Source organism: Alsobacter sp. (genome assembly GCF_059501845.1).
This window is the reverse complement of sequence record NZ_JCACDK010000011.1, coordinates 178981-196391: the sequence shown is the minus strand read 5'-3', so window position 1 is coordinate 196391 and position 17411 is coordinate 178981. Positions and strand designations below refer to the sequence as shown.

The window sequence follows — 17411 nt, the reverse complement described above, 5'->3', positions numbered from 1 at the left end:
ATGCCGTCCTTCTCGCGCAATCTCGAACAGGCGCTCCACAAGGCACTCGCCTTGGCCAACGAGCGCCACCACGAGTATGCGACGCTCGAACACCTTCTGCTGGCCCTGATCGATGACCAGGACGCCGCGGCAGTCATGCGCGCCTGCAACGTCGACATGGATGCCCTGCGCCGAAACCTGACCGAGTATGTCGATTCCGAGCTCAGCAACCTGATCACCGACAGCGGCGACGACAGCAAGCCGACGGCCGGTTTCCAGCGGGTGATTCAACGCGCAGTCATCCACGTCCAGTCCTCCGGCCGCGAGGAGGTGACCGGCGCCAACGTGCTCGTCGCGATCTTCGCGGAGCGTGAAAGCCACGCCGCGTATTTCCTGCAGGAGCAGGACATGACGCGCTACGACGCCGTGAACTACATCTCGCACGGCATCGCGAAGCGTCCCGGCATGTCGGAGACGCGGTCTCCGCGCGGGGCCGAGGAGGAAGCCAGCGAGCGCCAGTCGCAAGGCGAGGAAGGCGGCGGCGGCCCGAAGAAGAAGGGCGAGGCGCTCGACGCCTATTGCGTCAACCTGAACAAAAGGGCCCGCGAGGGCCGCATCGATCCGCTGATCGGCCGTGAGCCGGAGGTGCAGCGCACCATCCAGGTTCTCTGCCGCCGGCAGAAGAACAACCCGCTGCTCGTCGGCGAACCCGGCGTCGGCAAGACCGCCATCGCCGAGGGCCTCGCCCGCAAGATCGTCACCGGAGAGGTGCCGGACGTGCTGGCGGACGCGACCGTGTTCGCGCTCGACATGGGCACGCTGCTCGCCGGCACCCGCTATCGCGGCGACTTCGAGGAGCGCCTCAAGCAGGTGATGAAGGAGATTGAGAGCCACCCCAAGGCGATCATGTTCATCGACGAAATCCACACCGTCATCGGTGCCGGGGCGACGTCGGGCGGCGCCATGGACGCCTCGAACCTTCTCAAGCCTGCGCTGGCGCAGGGGACGCTGCGGTGCATCGGCTCGACCACCTACAAGGAGTACCGCCAGTACTTCGAGAAGGACCGTGCCCTCGTCCGCCGCTTCCAGAAAATCGACGTCAACGAGCCGTCGGTGCCGGATGCGATCGAGATCCTGAAGGGGCTGAAGCCCTATTTCGAGGACTTCCACCGGATCCGCTACACCAACGACGCCATCAAGGCGGCGGTGGAGCTGTCGGCCCGCTATATCCACGACCGCAAGCTGCCGGACAAGGCGATCGACGTGATCGACGAGACCGGGGCGTCGCAGATGCTGCTGCCGGAGACGCGCCGCAAGAAGACGATCGGCGTGAAGGAGATCGAGGCGGCCATCGCCACCATGGCGCGGATTCCGCCCAAGACCGTGTCCAAGAACGATGCGGAGGTCCTGCGCAACATCGACGAGACGCTGAAGCGGGTCGTCTATGGCCAGGACAAGGCGATCACGGCGCTGACCTCGGCCATCAAGCTGGCCCGCGCGGGCCTGCGCGATCCCGAGAAGCCGATCGGCAACTACCTCTTTGCCGGCCCGACTGGCGTCGGCAAGACAGAGGTGGCGCGCCAGCTGGCCACGACGCTCGGAGTGGAACTGATCCGCTTCGACATGTCGGAGTACATGGAGCGCCACACCGTCTCCCGCCTCATCGGCGCACCGCCCGGCTATGTCGGCTTCGACCAGGGCGGGCTGCTGACCGACGGCGTCGACCAGCATCCGCATTGCGTGCTGCTGCTCGATGAGATCGAGAAGGCCCATCCGGACCTTTTCAACATCCTCCTGCAGATCATGGATCACGGGAAGCTGACCGATCACAACGGCAAGCAGGTCGATTTCCGCAACGTCATCCTGATCATGACCACGAATGCGGGCGCGGCGGATCTCGCCAAGCCGGCCTTCGGTTTCACGCGCACCAAGCGGGATGGCGACGACAGCGAGGCCATCAACCGGCTCTTCGCACCGGAATTCCGCAACCGCCTCGACGCGACGATCTCGTTCGGGCAGCTGCCGCGCGAAGTCGTATCCAAGGTCGTCGACAAGTTCGTCATGCAGCTCGAAGCGCAGCTCGCCGACCGCAACGTGACGATCGAGCTGACCGACGAGGCGCGCGACTGGCTCGTCGAGCACGGTTATGACGAGACCATGGGCGCAAGGCCGATGGCGCGGCTGATCCAGTCGACGATCAAGACGCCGCTTGCCGACGAGGTGCTGTTCGGCCGGCTCAAGGACGGCGGTGCGGTCCGCGTCGTGGTCACGACCGAGAACGGTAAGTCGGCGCTCGGTTTCGAGGTGCCGGACGGACCGGTCACGCCCAAGCCGGAGAAGGACGTCGAGGAGGCCCGCAAGGCGCGCGAGCGCCGGTCTGCGGCTGCCAAGAAGGCGTCCGAGGCCCGCAGGGCCAAGGCGAAGGCGAGCAAGGCCAAGGGCGCTTCGGACGAGCCTGGCCCGGTCGGATCCGGCCCGGGCAATGGCGGCGGTCGCGGGGGCGGTTCGCCCGTGCGGACCGTACCCAAGGTTCCGCTTGCCAAGGGCTGAGACGGATTGACTGAAGCGGCCGCGGGCGGAAACGTCCGCGGCAGTTTTTCGTGGGGGGTGTGAGCGTGGCGTCCTGGCTGGAAAAGCGGCGTGAACGGCGGCGCAGGCGCCAGCGGATGGAGGAGGTGCTGGGGTGGATCGTCGTGCCCCTCATCGCCTTCGGCCTTTATTGGGCGTGGCTCGAGGTGCGCGACCAGATCAAGGGCACGCCGCTGATGACGATCCTGCAGGGCAAGTCGAGCGAGCGCGCGGCGCCCTGATCCGCCGTGCCGGACGATGAGCACCAGCCGGGCGAGCCGGCAACGGATCTCGGCTGGTTCGTCCGCGGCCTTCTTCATGCACTGAGCTATCCCGCCTGGACCGTCGCGCTGGCGCAGGCTGGCGTCGGCAGCATTGCCCGCGATGCCGGCCAGCCCATCGGCGTGGCCATGGCCTCGACGCTGCTGGTATGGGCTGGACCCGGGCAGATCATCTTCTTCGGCGGGCTCAAGGCCGGGCTTGCGCCCCTCGCCATCGCGGCCGCGGTGTGCCTCTCCTCGATGCGCCTGCTGCCGATGACGATGTCCATCCTGCCGCTGGTGCGCAGGCCGGGGCAGGGGCTCGGGATCCAGCTGCTGGCGGCCCACTACGTCGCCGTCACCGCCTGGGTGGAGGGCCTGCGACGGCTGCCCGCTCTGCCGAAGCAGGGAAGGCTGGCCTATTTCCTCGGCTTCTCCAACGCCCTCATCGTCGTTTCCACCATCACGACCGGCCTCGGGTTCCTGCTGGTGGATGCCCTGCCGCTGCCGCTGGCGGCCGGACTTCTGTTCGTAACACCGGTGTTCTTCTCGATCTCGGTCGCGGCGGGCGCGCGACGCGTGCACGAGTGGCTGGCGATTCTGCTCGGGTTCGGCCTGGAGCCGCTGGCGCTGCGGGTCGTGGGCGAGAGTGCCGACCTGCTCCTGGTCGGCGTGGTCGCAGGGACGGTGGCGTTTCTGGTCGGGCGTGCGCGGGGGCAGGCATGAGCGAGATGTTCGCCAGCGCCTGGGGGCCCTGGCTGCTGCTCCTGCTGTGCGGCATCCTGCCGAGCGAGGTCTGGCGGGTGCTCGGCGCCGTCCTGTCGCGCGGCATGGAGGAGAGCTCTCCTCTCTTCACCTGGGTGAGGCTGGTCGCCACAGCCCTGCTCGCGGCCGTGGTGGCCAAGATCCTGGCCTCCGGTACCGGAGCCCTCGCCGCCGTGCCCGTCTGGGGCCGCGCCGGCGGCCTCGCGGCGGGGTTTGTGGCCTACGGCCTGCTTCGCCGCCACAGGCTGGGGATCATGGCGGGTGTCGTTGCCGGTGAAGCGGTGCTGATTGCCAGCGCCTGGTGGGCGCATGGCTAGAGCGCACGACCCGTCGGGACCGCCTCGTCCTGCTAGACCGCCGGCTCCCGATTGGGCAGTGGTGAAGTGCGTCGTCGGTGTTGAACCGCGCTCCCGGCGAAGTTGCAGAGCGTGGCCTCTGGGTCCAGAAAACGCAGCGGCTGCGTCCGCCTCAGAACAGATAGGTGAGGCTGACGTTGAGGACGGGCGTCACCGGCCAGTTGTCCAACTCACGCTTGGCGGCTTTCTCCTGCGCGCGAAGATTGGACTGGAAGGTGGGGTCGGCCGCGTCGGGGCCGTCCGCCTTCAGCTTCACCTTTGCGGTCCCGAGATATGCGGCGCCGGCGTCGATGCTCAGGAAGAGCGGGAGAGCGGAGGAGGGCTGCGCCTCGTAGCCGATGGTGAGAACCGGCGCGACCGGGTTGTACTCGGCCGTCCCGGTGATGGAAGAGATACCGGCCGTGGCATAGGACGAGCCGTTCACGACGAACGTCCCGATGTCCGAGGCCTGCGCGCGCACTTTCAGCTTCGTTTGGCCGAAGCGGAGGCCGGCGCTGACGCGGAAGCCACCCTGGAAGGGGTACCAGTCGGCCATCAGGGTGCCGTTGATGAAATCGATGGTGTTCTTGAAGCGCAGGCCGGTCGCGGTGAACTTGTTGTCGTAGTGCAGGACCTGGAGGAGGGCGCGTCCCCCGAAGGACTGGTCGTAGCGATACCCGGCCTGGAAGCCGACTCCATCCACGCCAACGACGGGGCCTGCCGAAAAGGCCGAGGCGGGACCGGTGGGCTGCGGGGACAGGATGGCCGGCGGCTCCGCCGTCGAGGGCAGGTCCGCCGCGAGACCTGGTACGATGGCACCCATGCCCGAAATGACCAAGGCAGCAGCACCCGCCGAAATCGCACGCATCAACGCCCCTCCGCGTCCATTCCTCGAGACGCCGCGAAGGTCAGGTCAGCGAAGGCGCATGGCAACGAACCAACGGTTGAAACTGCAGTGCAACTCCGGTTGAAACGGGCGCCGGATCAACCCGCCAAGGCAGCGCGGATCCGGTTCGCGTTGGCCTTGAGCACGTCGGGCTTCTCCATCTGCCCCGAGTGAGCGCGCAGCGGCACGCCTTCCTTGCGCGGCAGCACGTGGACGTGCAGGTGAAAGACGGTCTGGCCCGCGGCGGCGCCGTTGAATTGCATGATGGTGACGCCGTCCGCGTCCATCGCCTGCTTCACCGCGCGCGCCACGGTCTGCACGGCGGCAAAGAGCCCGGCGAACGTGGCCGGATCCGCGTCGAGCAGGTTTACCGACGGCGTCTTGGGCACCACCAGCACATGGCCATCGGCCTGGGGCATGATGTCCATGATGGCGATGCTGGCGTCGTCCTCGTAGACCTTCTCGCAGGGGAGCTCCCCGCGCAGGATCCGGGCGAAGATGTTCGACGCGTCATAACCGGTCATGATCGTGCTCCGCTGGGTCTCGGCCCGTCTCGCAAAGGCAGCGCCCACCGTCAAGCGGGCATCATCCTTTCCGGAACGGAGCGTGCTCCATCAACTCTTCCTGCGCCGCCTCGACATAGATGCGCTCGCGCTGGAGGTACTCGGCCACGGCCCTGCGCAGCGAAGGGTCGGCGAGGTCGTGGGCGGAATAGGTGGTCACGGGTCGATATCCCCGCGCCAGCTTGTGCTCGCCCTGCGCACCCGCCTCGACCCGCTTCAGACCGCGCGAGAGTGCGAAATCGATCGCCTGGTAGTAGCAGACCTCGAAATGCAGGAAGGGGTGGTCCTCGACGCAGCCCCAATTGCGGCCATAGAGGGCGTCCTGGCCGATGAAGTTGATGGCACCCGCGATCCACCGCCCTTCGCGCCGCGCCATGACGAGCAGGGTGCGATCTGCCATCTGCTCGCCGACCAGCGAGAAGAAGGTGCGCGTCAGATAGGGGCGGCCCCACTTGCGCGAGCCTGTGTCCATGTAGAAGGCGAAGAACGCGTCCCAGTGCTCTTCCCGGATGTCGCTCCCGGTGAGGTGGACGATCTCGATCCCGTTTGCCAGGGCATCCCGCCGCTCGCGCTTGACCACCTTGCGCTTGCGCGATGCGAGAGCGGCGAGGAAGTCGTCGAAGCCGGCGTAGCCGTCATTCGTCCAGTGGAACTGCTGGTCGGTGCGCTGCAGGAAGCCGCGGTGTCCGAGGTCGTCCCAGTCGGCCTTGGGCAGGAAGGTGAGGTGGACGGAAGACGCCCCTGCCTGCCGGCGCAGGGCCTTCATGCCGTCGATGAGCATGGACCGCGCCTCGCTTGCGCGTGGCCCCGGCCGCACCAGCAGGCGCGGACCTGAGGCGGGGGTGAAGGGTACGCTGACCTGGAGTTTGGGATAGTAGCGTCCGCCCGCCCGCTCATAGGCATCGGCCCAGCCATAGTCGAAGACGTATTCTCCCTGCGAATGGCTCTTCAGGTAGCAAGGTGCGCAGGCGAGCAGCTGGCCCTCCGCATCCTCGACGAGCACGTGCGCGGCGCCCCAGCCGGTGCGTGGCACGGCTGATCCAGACATCTCCATCGCCGAGAGAAAGGCATGGCTGACGAAAGGGTTGCGCGGGTCTACGGTTGTCGCGTCGCCCTCTGCCGGCAGGACAAAGCCGTCCTGCGAGCAGGCGTCCCAGGCCGCCGCGTCGACATCCCTGAGGGAGGTCGCCACGCGAACGCTGAGCGGGGAGGGGGAGGTCGGCGGGATGGGATCGGTCACAGCCAAACGGTAGGGCGCTCGACCGCCGATGCAAGGGCTCCGCGCCGTTCAGCCAAGGGTTTCACCTGGAAGGTGGCACACCGCCTCGATCCGGTGGCCGTCGGGGTCGCTGACGCCCAGTGAGACGTGGTCGATCATCACCGCTCCCTCACGGGACGAAACCCTCGAAGACGATCTGGTCCGCGCCCGCTGCGGCCAGCGCCCGGTCCTCGGTGGTGCGCACCGTCCAGGTCATCACCGGTATGCCCAGCACCGAGCGGCACAGGAACGGAGCGGCGGTCTGCAGGTCCCTGACGTACCAAGAGAGGAAATCAGGCTTCGTCTCGCTGAAGTGGAGCAAATTTCCCATGGCGTGCCGGCGCTCGGCCGGAATCGCTGCCCATTCCGGATGGTTGAAGTGCGTCTCGGCGACGATCCCGCGTGGGCGACCCGGAGCAAGGCGAACGAGGGCCGCGACGATGCCGGGGTCGAACGACTTGAAGGCGAGTGGCCCGGCATAGCCGCCGGCCACCTCGGCGGCGCGCCCGGCCAAGCGCAAGTCTCCATCGAAGGCGCTCTTGATTTCGCAGATGAGCGGCACCCGGCCGGCGATCAGCGAGAGGAACTCGGCCAGCGTCGGGAGGCCAGTTTCCGAGCCCGTGATGCGAACCGCGGCGAGTTGCTCCGCCGTCCGTCCGGCCACGGGCCCAGTCGCCTCCGTAAGCCTGTCCAGGGTGTCGTCGTGATACACCATCGCCTCGCCGTCGGCGGAGGCGGTGATGTCGCATTCGATGGCGTAGCCCCTATTCACGGCCGCGAGTGCGGCCTCCAGCGTGTTCTCGATCCGGCCGGCAGCCCGGTCGTGCAGCCCGCGATGGGCGATCGGCCGTGCAACCAGCCATGCGGGAGCTGCCATCACGCGACCTCGAACAGCGCCTCGACCTCGACGACGGAGTCGAGCGGGAGCACGGGAACGCCGATGGTGGAGCGGGCATGCCGGCCCTTGTCGCCGAGCACGGCCACCATCAGGTCGGATGCGCCGTTCATCACAGGGGCGAGCGCGGTAAACTCCGGCACCGTGTTGATGAAACCGCCGAGGCGGACGCAACGGCTGATGGCGTCGAGCGACCCCAGGGCCGCCCTGGCCTGCGCCAGCACGTTCAGCGCGCAAAGGCGTGCCGCCTCCGTTGCTGCTTCCGGCCCGATGCCTCCGCCGACCTTGCCGACATGTCCGGGCGCGAGCTTGCCGTCGGGCCCGAAGGCGATCTGTCCCGAGACGACGAGCAGGTTGCCGGTGCGCACATAGGGCACGTAGTTGGCCACGGGCGCGGCTGCGGCGGGCAGAATCAGGCCCAGCTTTTTCAGATTGTCTTCCGCGCTCATGGAGTCCCTCCGCTCGGTGCGTCAGCGCACGCCTTCTCCCGTATCGTAGGACAGGCTGCAAGATGATGCGAAGCGTCTCGTGAACCAGAGTTGGAATGCCTCATTGAAGCCCTGCCGACCGCGTTCTATCGTCGATGAGCATCAGGAGACCTCGATGACCCCGAAGAATCTTGCCGCAACTGGCCTCCTGGCAGCGGTCCTTTTGGCCGGGCCTGCCATGGCGGAACCGGTGGCGCTGGCCCCGCACCGGGCAACGTACGATCTCGCTTTGTCCGACGCGACGGACGGAAGGGGCGTGGAGGATGCGCGGGGGCGGATCGTGTTCGAGTTCACCGGATCCGATTGCGAAGGCTACACGCTGAATTTCCGTCAGGTCACGCAGATCTCCGGTGGCGAGATCGGGTCCCGCATCTCGGACATGCGCTCCTCCACGCACGAGGAGGGTGACGGCTCGGGATTGCGCTTCAACACCGAGACCCGGATGTCCTCGGCGCAGGTCGAGCAGGCCGACGGCATGGCGACACGGGCCAATGGCAAGCTCGTCGTGAAGCTGCGCAAACCTGCGCCCGCAAACCTCGACCTCGACGGAACGACCGTGTTCCCGACCAACCAGACCAAGATGCTGATCGACGCGGCCCGCAGCGGCCAGAGCACGCTCGCGGTCAAGGTGTTCGACGGTTCCGAGCAGGCCCGCAAGGTCTACGACACGTTCGCGGTGATCGGTAAAGAGTCGTCGCACGACAGCGACTCGTCGATTGAGGAGCCGCTGCGCAAGGCGGGATGGGACAAGCTGCGCCGCTGGCCGATCTCGGTCAGCTATTTCGAGGGCGGGCAGGTGGACAGCCAGAAGCCGCTCTACGTCATTTCCTTCGAGCTCCTGGAGAACGGCGTGTCGCGCGCGCTGAAGCTGAACTACGGCGATTTCGACCTGCGCGGGCAGCTGACCCGGCTCGACGTTCTGCCGCAGCCGACGTCCTGCCAGAAGTGAACGTCAGGCGCCGGGCCGGCGCCTTCCCGTCAGGGTGAGGCCGCGCACCACTGTGTCTCCGCCGAAACGGTCACGCAGCACGTCGATGGCCTTCTCCATCTTCGCCTCCCTCGCGGAGCGCGTGTCGACGAGGTCGCCCCGGTCTGCGTCCTCGCCGGGGACGAGCTCCGAGGCGCCGATCCCGATCAGCCTGTAGCGCGTGCCGTCGAGTTCGCGGAGCAGGAGCTCCCGGCCGGCATCGTAAAGCCGGGACGCGAGCTGTGTGGGGTTGGTGGGGCGTGCCCGGGTCCGGATGCGAAAATCGGCCGACTTGAGCTTCAGCGTGACCCCGCGAGCGGCAAAGCCCTGCCGGCGCAAGCGGGTCGCCACCTTCTCGCTCAGGCGCAGCAGGATCGGCAGAAGCGAATCGGCATCGCCGAGATCTGTGTCGAAGGTCGTCTCGGCCGAAATGCTCTTCGTTTCACGTTCGGGCCGGACGGGCCGGCTGTCTTCTCCGCGCGCCATCCGCCAGAGCCTGAGACCTTCCTCGCCGTAGCGGCGGGCGAGCGTTGACGCGTCGAGACGCTGGAGGTCGCCTACGGTGGAAAAGCCGTCCTTGGCCAGCCGGTCCTGGGTCACCCGGCCAACGCCCGGGAAAATTCCGACCGGCCGGTCACGCAGGAAGGACACGACTTCCGCCCGCCCGATCACGGCGAAACCGCGCGGTTTGTCGAGTTCGCTCGCGATCTTGGCGAGGAACTTGTTGTAGGACAGCCCGACGGAGATGCTGAGGCCGGTCTCGTCCTCGATGCGGCGGGCGAAGCGAGCCAGCGTCTGGGCGGGCGGTGCGCGATGCAGGCGCTGCGTTCCCGAAAGGTCGAGAAAGGCCTCGTCGATGGAGACGGCCTGCACGAGGGGCGTGAGGTCGTTCATCATGGCGCGGATGCGCCGCCCCTCGGCTGCATACTTCTCCATGTTGGGCTTGATCACCACCGCATGCGGGCAGGCGGCGAGCGCCTTGAACATCGGCATGGCAGAGCGGATGCCGTAGGTCCGGGCGACGTAGCAGGCCGTCGACACGACGCCCCGCCGCCCGCCGCCGATGATGACGGGCTTGTCCGCGAGGCCGGGGTCGTCCCGCTTCTCGATCGCTGCATAGAAGGCGTCACAGTCGATATGGGCGATGGATAGCTCGGCAAGCTCGGAATGCGAGACGATTCGCGGCGAGCGGCAGGCAGGGCACCGGCTTCCGCCCGCCGGCGGCGAGAGGACGAGGCAGTCGCGGCAGACGATGCCTCCGCCTTGGCCGGGCGGGGCAGGGGAGGTTAACGCGCCGCCGGGAACGGTCATGGTTCAGCCGTCCCGCAGACCATTGGGAACCGGCCCGGCGAGAATCTGCCGCGCCCTGTCGATGTCCTCTGGCCGGCGCCCCGCCTCGGACGCAAAGTCTAGGAGGAGTTCCTGGTCCGAGCAGACATGCTCCAGCACGGCGTTGAGAAAGCCCGGACTGCGCGCGGATTCGCGGATTCGGCCGGGATCGATGCCCGTCAGCGCCAAAAAAGGGCCCAGACGCTCGGGATCCGCCGCCAAAAAGGAAAGGGCGTGGATGGCGAGCTTGACAGCATCGTCCTGCCCCGAAAAAGCCTTCGGCACCGTGCTCTCTCCGATCGGATTCGGGTTTCGTCAACGTGTATCGGTTATATCCGGCCCAGGCTCGTCCTGCGAGTTGGGACAGGGCCGTCCGCCTCCGGAAAGAGCACGGTCGACGCGAGGTCAGTCCATGGCGAAAACGGTGCTCATCGTTGAAGATAATGAGCTTAATATGAAGCTCTTCAACGATCTTCTCGAGGCGCACGGCTACGCGACCCTTAAAACCGGCAGCGGTGTCGAAGCCATCGAACTTGCCCGGCGTCATTCGCCGGATCTCATCCTCATGGACATCCAGCTGCCCGAGGTTTCGGGCGAGGATGTCACGCAGTGGATGAAGAGCGACGACGATCTGCGCGGCATCCCGATCATCGCCATCACCGCCTTCGCCATGAAGGGCGACGAAGAGCGCATCCGCCGCAAGGGATGCGAGGCCTATCTGTCCAAGCCCATCTCGGTTTCCAAGTTTCTCGAGACCGTCCGCAACTATCTCGGCGACGCCTGACAGACCATGTCCGCACGCGTTCTCGTCGTCGACGACCTGCTTCCGAACCTCAAGCTTCTGGAAGCGAGGCTCTCGGCGGAATATTTCGACGTCCTGACCGCCACCAGCGCGGCGGAGGCCCTCGTCGTCTGCGAGGAGGGCCTGTGCGACATCGTCCTGACCGACGTCATGATGCCGGAGATGGACGGTTTCGAGCTGTGCCGGCGGATGAAGACCTCGCCGAACACGGCTCACATCCCCGTCGTGATGGTGACGGCGCTCGACCAGCCCAGCGACCGGCTGAAGGGGCTCGAATCGGGGGCGGATGACTTCCTGACCAAGCCGGTCAACGAAATCGCTTTGATCGCGCGCGTGCGCAGCCTCGTTCGCCTCAAGGCGGTCACTGACGAACTCAGGGCGCGCGCCGCCACCTCGCTCGACCTCGGTTTCGCCGACCCCATGGTGGAGGCGGCAGCCGACAGCGGCCTTGGCGGACGCGTCCTCGTCGTCGAGGACCGGACCGGAGCGGCCGAGCGCATCGTCTCGACCCTGTCGCAACAGCATCTCGTGCAGCTGGAACCCGACCCGCAGGCCGCCCTGTTCAACATCGCCGACGACCCGCCGGACGTGGCCATCGTCAGCATCGACCTGCAGGCTTTCGACGGCTTGCGACTGTGCAGCCAGATCCGGCAGCTGGAGCGCACGCGGCACGTCGGCATCCTCATGGTGGCGGATGGCGACGACAATGGCCGGATCCTGCGCGGGCTGGACCTCGGCGTGAACGACTATCTCCTGCGCCCGGTGGACCGGAACGAACTGCTGGCGCGCGTGCGCACCCAGGTCCGACGGAAGCGCTATACCGACCGGCTGCGCCAGACGGTGCATGCCTCAATCGAGCTCGCCATCGTCGATTCGCTGACGGGCCTTCACAACAGGCGCTACCTCGACAGCCATTTCAGCGCCCTCGTGGAGGAGGCGCTGAACCGGGGCAGGCCGCTGTCGGTACTCGTGCTTGACGTCGACCGGTTCAAGACGATCAACGACACGTATGGCCATGATGCTGGGGACGACGTGTTGCGCGATCTGGCGCAGCGGGTGCGCGGCAGCGTGAGGACGGTCGACATGGTGGCTCGCCTGGGTGGCGAGGAACTCGTGGTGGTGATGCCCGACACGGGGCTGGAAACCGCCAGGGCCGCCGCCGAGCGGATCCGTCACAAGGTCGAGGCCGATCTTTTCAAGATTTACAAGAAGACGCTCGCTATCCCGGTGACCGTCTCGATCGGCGTCTCGGCGCTTTCGGGTCCGGATGACGGCCCCCGGGCCCTGCTGAAGCGCGCCGACGAAGCGCTTTATGATGCCAAGGCAGGCGGGCGGAACCTCGTCGTCGTCCGTAACGCGGCAGCTTGACGGTAGGCCCTCGGCACATTTACCTTAACAGCGACTTAATAAAGGAGGGAGGGTTCAGCCGTCTTGGCTGTGCCAATCTCCTGCGATAGTGTCCATCCGTCGCGCAGGACTGGCCCCGACGGGCCCGCCGGAAACGGTGCCAGCGCCACGTGCTACCCTACGGATGCTCAGGTCCGCCGCATCTCCTGGGTCCCGTGGGGTTCGGCCGGTGCGGGAACGGTCAGAGTGGCCTCCTCTTGACCGTTCCCGCCCGGCCACCTCATTGGCCGTCCGATCCGATGCCCTGCGCCGCCCTTACCGGGGCGGAACGGGATGCTCCATGCTTTCCTCCGGCTTCTCTCTCGGCTAACCCCTGGGCCGCATGGTCCGGCGGGGCTTGGGCTCCATCAGGCTCTCTCCGGCCTTGGCGCGGGCCTCCTCGGACCGCAGTTCCATGATCGCCATGTCGAGGAGATGCTGGACGAGGCCAGCGCCGACCTGTGACAAGACGAGTCGCGCCTGCTCGCAATAGAGCCTTGCCTGGTAGATGCGTATTTCATGCGTACTCATCATGTCGTCTCCGTAGGATCGGAACCGGAAGGCTGATCATCAGATCACTGCACGCATTTCGTCGGGATGACGTCCGTCGGCTGCGATCGACTTCGATTTCAGTGCGTTCAGAGTCTCTTCGCCAATGTCCCAGACGCCCACGTAGAGGGTTCCCTTGACGTCCCGTCGGGAGCGGCCAACGACGTGGGTCTTGAGCCCGGCCGCCCGGTAGATCCTGGCCATGAGGGGGTCGAAGACTGCCGTCACCTGGGTGAGCCCGGCCATCATGCCGACCTCGCACATGCCCGTGAGCAGTTCCATCGTCACCCAGTTAAGGCCGTTGGGAAGCCTCTCCCCGCACAGGCTCTGGTCCACGCAAAACCGCGTTGCTTCCCAGATCGTCGGGCTCCGGACCTCGAGTTCTTCGTTGAAATACATGCAGAAGACGTCCGACAGCATGTTCGGACCGGTGGTCGGCAGGAAACGGACAGACCCGCGAAGGGTGCCGTTGCCGGTCAGCGACAGGAGGTAGAGAGGCGACAGATCGTCGTAATCGTCACGTTCCCGGCCGTCCAACACATGGACGTCCCACCCCAATTGCCGGCCGAAAACATCGGCGCGCAGACGGTACATGGCATCGATCTGCGGTGCATAAAGCGAATACTGGTCGGCTTGTACGATGGCAAGCATGCGGTTTCTCCCGAGTTGCTACAGGCGGGAGTCTGAATGCGTGGCCGGAGATGGAAATATGCCCTTTCAGGCATAGCGGAATCTATTCGGGGGGCGGGATGAGGCTCCGCGAGATAGCGAAGGCCACGGCATGCGTCGTGTTGCGTGCATGGAGCTTGTGGCGAGCCAGCTCCAGGTACAGTTTCACGGCGTGCTCCGAAATCGCGAGCGTGTCTGCGATCCGCTTCATCGGATGGCCACGAGCAGCGAGCATCAGGACCTGCCGTTCACGCCGGCTGAGCGGCGGAGGGCGAGAGAATTTTGGGCCGAGTGCAGCCGTCATCACGGCATGGTGCACCTCGAACGCGATGGTCTGGAGGAGACGGGTCGTGTCCGGAAGCATTTCGACCCAGCGCTTCTCCTCGACGTCGCTGGTGGCGCTGAACAGGGCTACCTCACCCTGCGGCCCGCGGATCGGCACGGTCAGGCCTTGCGGACCGATTCCGGCCCGCCGGCTTTCGTCAAACAGCGTCGTGACGCGCGGGTCGCCCACGCCCAGGTTGCGCCAGTCGACCGGCAAGATGCTGCGTTCCGACGTGCTGATGACCGGGTCGACCTCGACATAGCCGCGCTGCACATATTCGGTGACCCACTCCTGTGGGTAAGTCGTGATGACCACGGGGTCGAGGTGGTCGGCGCCCGGAAGGGTGCGGACATGATAGACGCCGTGCTGGAGACCGTGGCCGTCCAGCAAGCGCCTGAGCCATTCGGAATCGATACGCTCGGTAACCCCGACGCTCGTCAGCATGACGCTGCCCCATCGGACCGGACCGCCCGAGGCCGGCGGCCTCGCCCTGCAGCACGGCTGTTGCCAAGCTTAAGGTCGCCGCACTCCAGCGCTAGCAATCACAGGTTGAACGAGGCTCCAGCCGATTGTTCAAATGTGCACATATCCGTGTTGTCGTTCTCCACGCCACCAAAACGAAAAAGCCGCCCGGATGGGGCGGCTCGCTTCGGCGACGGTCGACCGTCGATCACTTGATCTTGGATTCCTTGAAGTCGACGTGCTTGCGCGCGACGGGGTCGTACTTCTTCTTGGTCAGCTTTTCAGTCATCGTGCGCGAGTTCTTCTTGGTGACGTAGAAGAAACCGGTGTCGGCGCTCGAGACGAGCTTGATCTTGATGGTGGTCGCCTTGGCCATGGCGGAGATCCCCTGAAGGTCGGCCGCCGCAGCGGGCGTATCCGGAAAACGAAGAGAGGGCCGGCCACCGGCCGCCCTCGGATGGCGCGCAACCTACTCGGCGCGACCCGAAAGTCAAGACGGCGCGCTGCCCTTCCGCTGCCGGTCGGCAACGGCCCCTGCGGTGGCGGCCATGCAGTATCCGATGAAGAAGATCGCGATCACGACCGGCAGGCCGTGCGGGCCCAGGAAGTCCATTCCGGATCCCATGCTGGCGGGACCAGCAAGCATTCCGAGGCTGTAGAGCGCGACGAAGGCTGCGTTGGCGGTCGCCAGCTCGGGGCCCGCATAGCGCTGTCCCAGCAGCGACAGGCCGATCGTGTAGAGGCCCGCGATGATGCCGCCCCACACGAAGAGCAGGAGGTACAGCGGCACGCCGCCCGCGGGAGCGACGAAGGGCAGGGCGGCGGCACCGGCCACCCCGACAAGGCCGCAGGCGACGAGGACGGCGACGCGATCCACGCGGTCAGCCAGCCAGCCGAGTGGAATCTGGAACACGACGTGTCCAAGCGACAGGGCTGTCACCAGCGTCGTCGCGACGGTCGCACCGAGGCCGAGCTGTTCGGCGTAGACGGGTAGCAGGCTGAACGCCCCCGTCTCGACGGCGCCGTAGACGAATCCGGCGAGTGTCGCGGCGGGCGCGGCACGCAGGAAGGACAGGATCGAGATCTGGGCCTTGCCCTCGACGTCGGGCGCGCTGCCGCCGGCGAGCGCGACAGGGATGGCAGCGACGGCGAAGACGATGGCGCCTGCCACGAAAGGCGCCAGGCCCTGGGTCCCGACAGCCTGGAGAAGCAAGGGTCCTCCGGCGAAGCCGAGCGCCAGCACGGTCGCGTAGATGCCCATCACCAGCCCGCGGCGAGCCTCCGGTGCCGCGGCGGTGATCCAGAACTCGCTCATCACGAACAGGACGGTGATGGAGAGGCCGAAGCCGAATCGGATCGGGTACCACGCCCAGAACGGCGTGACGGGGAAGGCGACGAGGCACGCTGCGCCGAGGGCGAGTGCGCCGAAGAGCATGGTCTTGGTGCCGACTTTCTCGGCTGCGGACGGGACGAAGGGCGCACTGACCAGCGAGGAGAGGCCTGCCACCGCCGCATTCATGCCGATGGCCAGGCTCGAGAAGCCCGCCGCCTCCATCCGAAGGGATATCAGCGGCAGCGACAGGGCTAGGCCGAGCCCGGCAATGGCGATGCACGCGATGGCAGCCGCGATCGTGCCCGCCCGGACTGGGGCGGACCCGGCAGTCCCGGCGGTCACAGTTCGGCCCGTACGAAGCGGCCGTGGCGTTCGCTGTAGAAGGGCACCGGGCGATGCAGGGGCATGCCGGCTGCGAGGAAGGCCTCGAGCTCCTCCAGGATCACGCCCGTGATCGACGGGATGTCGAGTGCCTTCGCCTCCCTGATCCCGACCCAGGCGAGTTCGATCAGCTCCGTGCTTTCGCCGACAAAGCCGTCCATCCGGCGGGAGATGATCGCCGCCTCGGCCATGAAGAAGCGCGTGTCGAACCGCTTGGGGCGGCGCGGCGGCGTGATGGCCCGGGCGATGAAGCGGATGCCGTCCAGCTGGGGGAAGACGCCCTGCGTGACGAAGTCGGCCCAGGGGCCTTCAATGGACACATCGGGCGGCCCGAGATCGTCGGAGCCCAGCATCAGCCCCGTTTCCTCATAGGTCTCGCGAATCGCCGCCATGGCCAGGGCGCGTGCGCGCTGCGCGCTGGGACGCTGCACTCCCGCGAGCAGGCGGGCTTCCGTCACGCCGTCGAGGGCTCCGTAGGCAGGCATCCGCCTGTCACCGGGTTCCACCCGCCCGCCTGGGAACACGAACTTGCCAGGCATGAAGCGGTGGCCGGGGTGGCGGCGCCCCATCAGAACCTTCGGCTTTCGGCTCGTGCGATCCACGATGACGAGTGTGGCAGCATCCCTGGGGCGCACATTGGCGTGCAGTCGGTCGCGCGGGGCACGCGTCAGCCGGTCCGCCAGATCCTCGCTCATCGCCGCCCCCAGCCCGACCCAGCTCGCTTTAGCGATCCTGCGCTTCGAAGGCCGCCGGGGCATCCGGGTCCGGCCCGCCGAACCCATGCATGCGATGCGCCCATTGCAGCGCCACCACGGCGCCCTTCAGCGGCTGGATGAGCGCAAGGGACAGAACGACCGTCAGGGTCGGCCAGAGCGCAACGTGCCACCACAGGGGCCATTCGCCATAGGTCTCGGCGGACACCATTCCGCCGACCACGACATGGCCGACGATGAAGATGGCGAGGTAGGCCGGCAGGTCGTCGGCGCGGTGGTGGTGAAACTCCTCGCCACAGCAGTCGCAGTGGTCGGCCACCTTCAGGAAACGCGAGAACAACCTGCCCTTGCCGCAATGCGGGCACTTGCCGGCGATGCCTCGCTTCATGGCGACCAGCCAGGGACGCGGTGCGTCCTCGACGATGATGGTGTCGGTGACATCGGGCGGGGTCGCGGGGCGGGCCGGCGCGGCAGCCGGGGCAATCATGCTCATGGGCG

Annotated in this window: 21 protein-coding genes; 7 read left to right on the top strand and 14 right to left on the bottom strand. The window is 66.8% G+C overall.

The features are described from left to right. The 4 genes from clpA to AC5JCN_RS08345 all read left to right on the top strand — a co-directional run bounded on the left by clpA (position 1) and on the right by AC5JCN_RS08345 (position 3889). Positions 1-2529 carry an ATP-dependent Clp protease ATP-binding subunit ClpA gene (gene clpA / locus AC5JCN_RS08360; RefSeq protein ID WP_495754576.1) on the top strand — a complete coding sequence of 843 codons (2529 nt, stop codon included), beginning with the start codon at positions 1-3 and terminating at the stop codon, positions 2527-2529. 65 nt (positions 2530-2594) lie between these two features. Then, positions 2595-2789 carry a hypothetical protein gene (locus tag AC5JCN_RS08355; protein WP_495754575.1) on the top strand — a complete coding sequence of 65 codons (195 nt, stop codon included), beginning with the start codon at positions 2595-2597 and terminating at the stop codon, positions 2787-2789. A gap of 6 nt (positions 2790-2795) precedes the next feature. Next, positions 2796-3533, top strand: a complete 738-nt coding sequence (locus tag AC5JCN_RS08350) for an AzlC family ABC transporter permease (protein WP_495754574.1) — start codon at positions 2796-2798, stop codon at positions 3531-3533. Next, positions 3530-3889 (top strand): AzlD domain-containing protein, encoded by a 360-nt coding sequence (locus AC5JCN_RS08345; protein WP_495754573.1) that lies wholly within the window; start codon positions 3530-3532, stop codon positions 3887-3889. The genes AC5JCN_RS08350 and AC5JCN_RS08345 overlap by 4 nt, the downstream gene beginning before the upstream one ends. Before the next feature lie 151 nt (positions 3890-4040). On the opposite strand, the gene AC5JCN_RS08340 is transcribed toward AC5JCN_RS08345, so the two are convergent. The 5 genes from AC5JCN_RS08340 to AC5JCN_RS08320 all read right to left on the bottom strand — a co-directional run bounded on the left by AC5JCN_RS08340 (position 4041) and on the right by AC5JCN_RS08320 (position 7958). Next, positions 4041-4775, bottom strand: coding sequence for a hypothetical protein (locus AC5JCN_RS08340; RefSeq protein WP_495754572.1), 735 nt, complete (start codon positions 4773-4775; stop codon positions 4041-4043). 116 nt (positions 4776-4891) lie between these two features. Continuing rightward, positions 4892-5317, bottom strand: coding sequence for an HIT family protein (locus AC5JCN_RS08335; RefSeq protein WP_495754571.1), 426 nt, complete (start codon positions 5315-5317; stop codon positions 4892-4894). Between the two features lie 61 nt (positions 5318-5378). After that, the gene (locus AC5JCN_RS08330; protein WP_495754570.1) at positions 5379-6548 is read right to left on the bottom strand and encodes a GNAT family N-acetyltransferase; all 1170 of its coding nucleotides are present in this window, start codon (positions 6546-6548) and stop codon (positions 5379-5381) included. A gap of 196 nt (positions 6549-6744) precedes the next feature. Next, a complete protein-coding gene (locus tag AC5JCN_RS08325; RefSeq protein WP_495754569.1) occupies positions 6745-7491 on the bottom strand; it encodes a glycerophosphodiester phosphodiesterase family protein in 747 nt (248 codons plus the stop codon). Beyond that, the gene (locus tag AC5JCN_RS08320; protein ID WP_495754568.1) at positions 7491-7958 is read right to left on the bottom strand and encodes a RidA family protein; all 468 of its coding nucleotides are present in this window, start codon (positions 7956-7958) and stop codon (positions 7491-7493) included. The genes AC5JCN_RS08325 and AC5JCN_RS08320 overlap by 1 nt, the downstream gene beginning before the upstream one ends. Positions 7959-8112: 154 nt before the next feature. Here AC5JCN_RS08320 and AC5JCN_RS08315 point away from each other — a divergent pair, with 154 nt between their 5' ends. Beyond that, on the top strand, positions 8113-8946 hold the full coding sequence (locus AC5JCN_RS08315; RefSeq protein ID WP_495754567.1) for a cell envelope integrity EipB family protein: 834 nt from the start codon (positions 8113-8115) through the stop codon (positions 8944-8946). A gap of 3 nt (positions 8947-8949) precedes the next feature. Here AC5JCN_RS08315 and AC5JCN_RS08310 read toward each other — a convergent pair whose 3' ends face one another. Both AC5JCN_RS08310 and AC5JCN_RS08305 read right to left on the bottom strand, forming a co-directional pair. Then, the gene (locus AC5JCN_RS08310) at positions 8950-10275 is read right to left on the bottom strand and encodes a DNA polymerase IV (RefSeq protein WP_495754566.1); all 1326 of its coding nucleotides are present in this window, start codon (positions 10273-10275) and stop codon (positions 8950-8952) included. A 3-nt stretch (positions 10276-10278) separates the two neighbouring features. Next, on the bottom strand, positions 10279-10578 hold the full coding sequence (locus tag AC5JCN_RS08305; protein ID WP_495754565.1) for a DUF3572 domain-containing protein: 300 nt from the start codon (positions 10576-10578) through the stop codon (positions 10279-10281). Between the two features lie 127 nt (positions 10579-10705). On the opposite strand from AC5JCN_RS08305, the gene AC5JCN_RS08300 reads away from it, so the two are divergent. Beyond that, positions 10706-11077 carry a response regulator gene (locus tag AC5JCN_RS08300; protein ID WP_495754564.1) on the top strand — a complete coding sequence of 124 codons (372 nt, stop codon included), beginning with the start codon at positions 10706-10708 and terminating at the stop codon, positions 11075-11077. 6 nt (positions 11078-11083) lie between these two features. After that, complete coding sequence (locus AC5JCN_RS08295) at positions 11084-12463, top strand: PleD family two-component system response regulator (RefSeq protein WP_495754563.1); 1380 nt, start codon at positions 11084-11086, stop codon at positions 12461-12463. A 345-nt stretch (positions 12464-12808) separates the two neighbouring features. Here the strand turns inward: AC5JCN_RS08295 and AC5JCN_RS08290 are convergent, their stop codons facing one another. The 7 genes from AC5JCN_RS08290 to AC5JCN_RS08260 all read right to left on the bottom strand — a co-directional run bounded on the left by AC5JCN_RS08290 (position 12809) and on the right by AC5JCN_RS08260 (position 17406). Beyond that, the gene (locus tag AC5JCN_RS08290) at positions 12809-13015 is read right to left on the bottom strand and encodes a hypothetical protein (protein WP_495754562.1); all 207 of its coding nucleotides are present in this window, start codon (positions 13013-13015) and stop codon (positions 12809-12811) included. A gap of 36 nt (positions 13016-13051) precedes the next feature. Next, positions 13052-13681 carry an acyl-homoserine-lactone synthase gene (locus AC5JCN_RS08285; protein ID WP_495754561.1) on the bottom strand — a complete coding sequence of 210 codons (630 nt, stop codon included), beginning with the start codon at positions 13679-13681 and terminating at the stop codon, positions 13052-13054. Positions 13682-13763: 82 nt separating this feature from the next. Further along, positions 13764-14468 (bottom strand): helix-turn-helix transcriptional regulator, encoded by a 705-nt coding sequence (locus AC5JCN_RS08280; RefSeq protein ID WP_495754560.1) that lies wholly within the window; start codon positions 14466-14468, stop codon positions 13764-13766. Positions 14469-14694: 226 nt separating this feature from the next. After that, a complete protein-coding gene (gene rpmG / locus AC5JCN_RS08275) occupies positions 14695-14862 on the bottom strand; it encodes a 50S ribosomal protein L33 (protein WP_495754559.1) in 168 nt (55 codons plus the stop codon). 114 nt (positions 14863-14976) lie between these two features. Continuing rightward, complete coding sequence (locus AC5JCN_RS08270; protein ID WP_495754558.1) at positions 14977-16161, bottom strand: MFS transporter; 1185 nt, start codon at positions 16159-16161, stop codon at positions 14977-14979. Further along, a complete protein-coding gene (locus tag AC5JCN_RS08265; RefSeq protein ID WP_495754557.1) occupies positions 16158-16895 on the bottom strand; it encodes an NUDIX hydrolase in 738 nt (245 codons plus the stop codon). The genes AC5JCN_RS08270 and AC5JCN_RS08265 overlap by 4 nt, the downstream gene beginning before the upstream one ends. Positions 16896-16923: 28 nt before the next feature. Beyond that, entirely contained in the window at positions 16924-17406 is a 483-nt protein-coding gene (locus AC5JCN_RS08260) for a DUF983 domain-containing protein (protein ID WP_495754556.1), read from the bottom strand. Positions 17407-17411 lie beyond the last annotated feature (5 nt).

Bases quoted from the DNA above. Each gene is read 5' to 3' on its own strand.
- AC5JCN_RS08280 (WP_495754560.1), bottom strand. From the start codon at position 14,468: ATGCTGACGAGCGTCGGGGTTACCGAGCGTATCGATTCCGAATGGCTC.
- rpmG (WP_495754559.1), bottom strand. From the start codon at position 14,862: ATGGCCAAGGCGACCACCATCAAGATCAAGCTCGTCTCGAGCGCCGAC.
- AC5JCN_RS08340 (WP_495754572.1), bottom strand. From the start codon at position 4,775: ATGCGTGCGATTTCGGCGGGTGCTGCTGCCTTGGTCATTTCGGGCATG.
- AC5JCN_RS08310 (WP_495754566.1), bottom strand. From the start codon at position 10,275: ATGACCGTTCCCGGCGGCGCGTTAACCTCCCCTGCCCCGCCCGGCCAA.
- AC5JCN_RS08295 (WP_495754563.1), top strand. From the start codon at position 11,084: ATGTCCGCACGCGTTCTCGTCGTCGACGACCTGCTTCCGAACCTCAAG.
- AC5JCN_RS08260 (WP_495754556.1), bottom strand. From the start codon at position 17,406: ATGAGCATGATTGCCCCGGCTGCCGCGCCGGCCCGCCCCGCGACCCCG.
- AC5JCN_RS08335 (WP_495754571.1), bottom strand. From the start codon at position 5,317: ATGACCGGTTATGACGCGTCGAACATCTTCGCCCGGATCCTGCGCGGG.
- AC5JCN_RS08345 (WP_495754573.1), top strand. From the start codon at position 3,530: ATGAGCGAGATGTTCGCCAGCGCCTGGGGGCCCTGGCTGCTGCTCCTG.
- AC5JCN_RS08290 (WP_495754562.1), bottom strand. From the start codon at position 13,015: ATGATGAGTACGCATGAAATACGCATCTACCAGGCAAGGCTCTATTGC.
- AC5JCN_RS08265 (WP_495754557.1), bottom strand. From the start codon at position 16,895: ATGAGCGAGGATCTGGCGGACCGGCTGACGCGTGCCCCGCGCGACCGA.
- AC5JCN_RS08285 (WP_495754561.1), bottom strand. From the start codon at position 13,681: ATGCTTGCCATCGTACAAGCCGACCAGTATTCGCTTTATGCACCGCAG.
- AC5JCN_RS08300 (WP_495754564.1), top strand. From the start codon at position 10,706: ATGGCGAAAACGGTGCTCATCGTTGAAGATAATGAGCTTAATATGAAG.
- AC5JCN_RS08325 (WP_495754569.1), bottom strand. From the start codon at position 7,491: ATGGCAGCTCCCGCATGGCTGGTTGCACGGCCGATCGCCCATCGCGGG.
- clpA (WP_495754576.1), top strand. From the start codon at position 1: ATGCCGTCCTTCTCGCGCAATCTCGAACAGGCGCTCCACAAGGCACTC.
- AC5JCN_RS08320 (WP_495754568.1), bottom strand. From the start codon at position 7,958: ATGAGCGCGGAAGACAATCTGAAAAAGCTGGGCCTGATTCTGCCCGCC.
- AC5JCN_RS08315 (WP_495754567.1), top strand. From the start codon at position 8,113: ATGACCCCGAAGAATCTTGCCGCAACTGGCCTCCTGGCAGCGGTCCTT.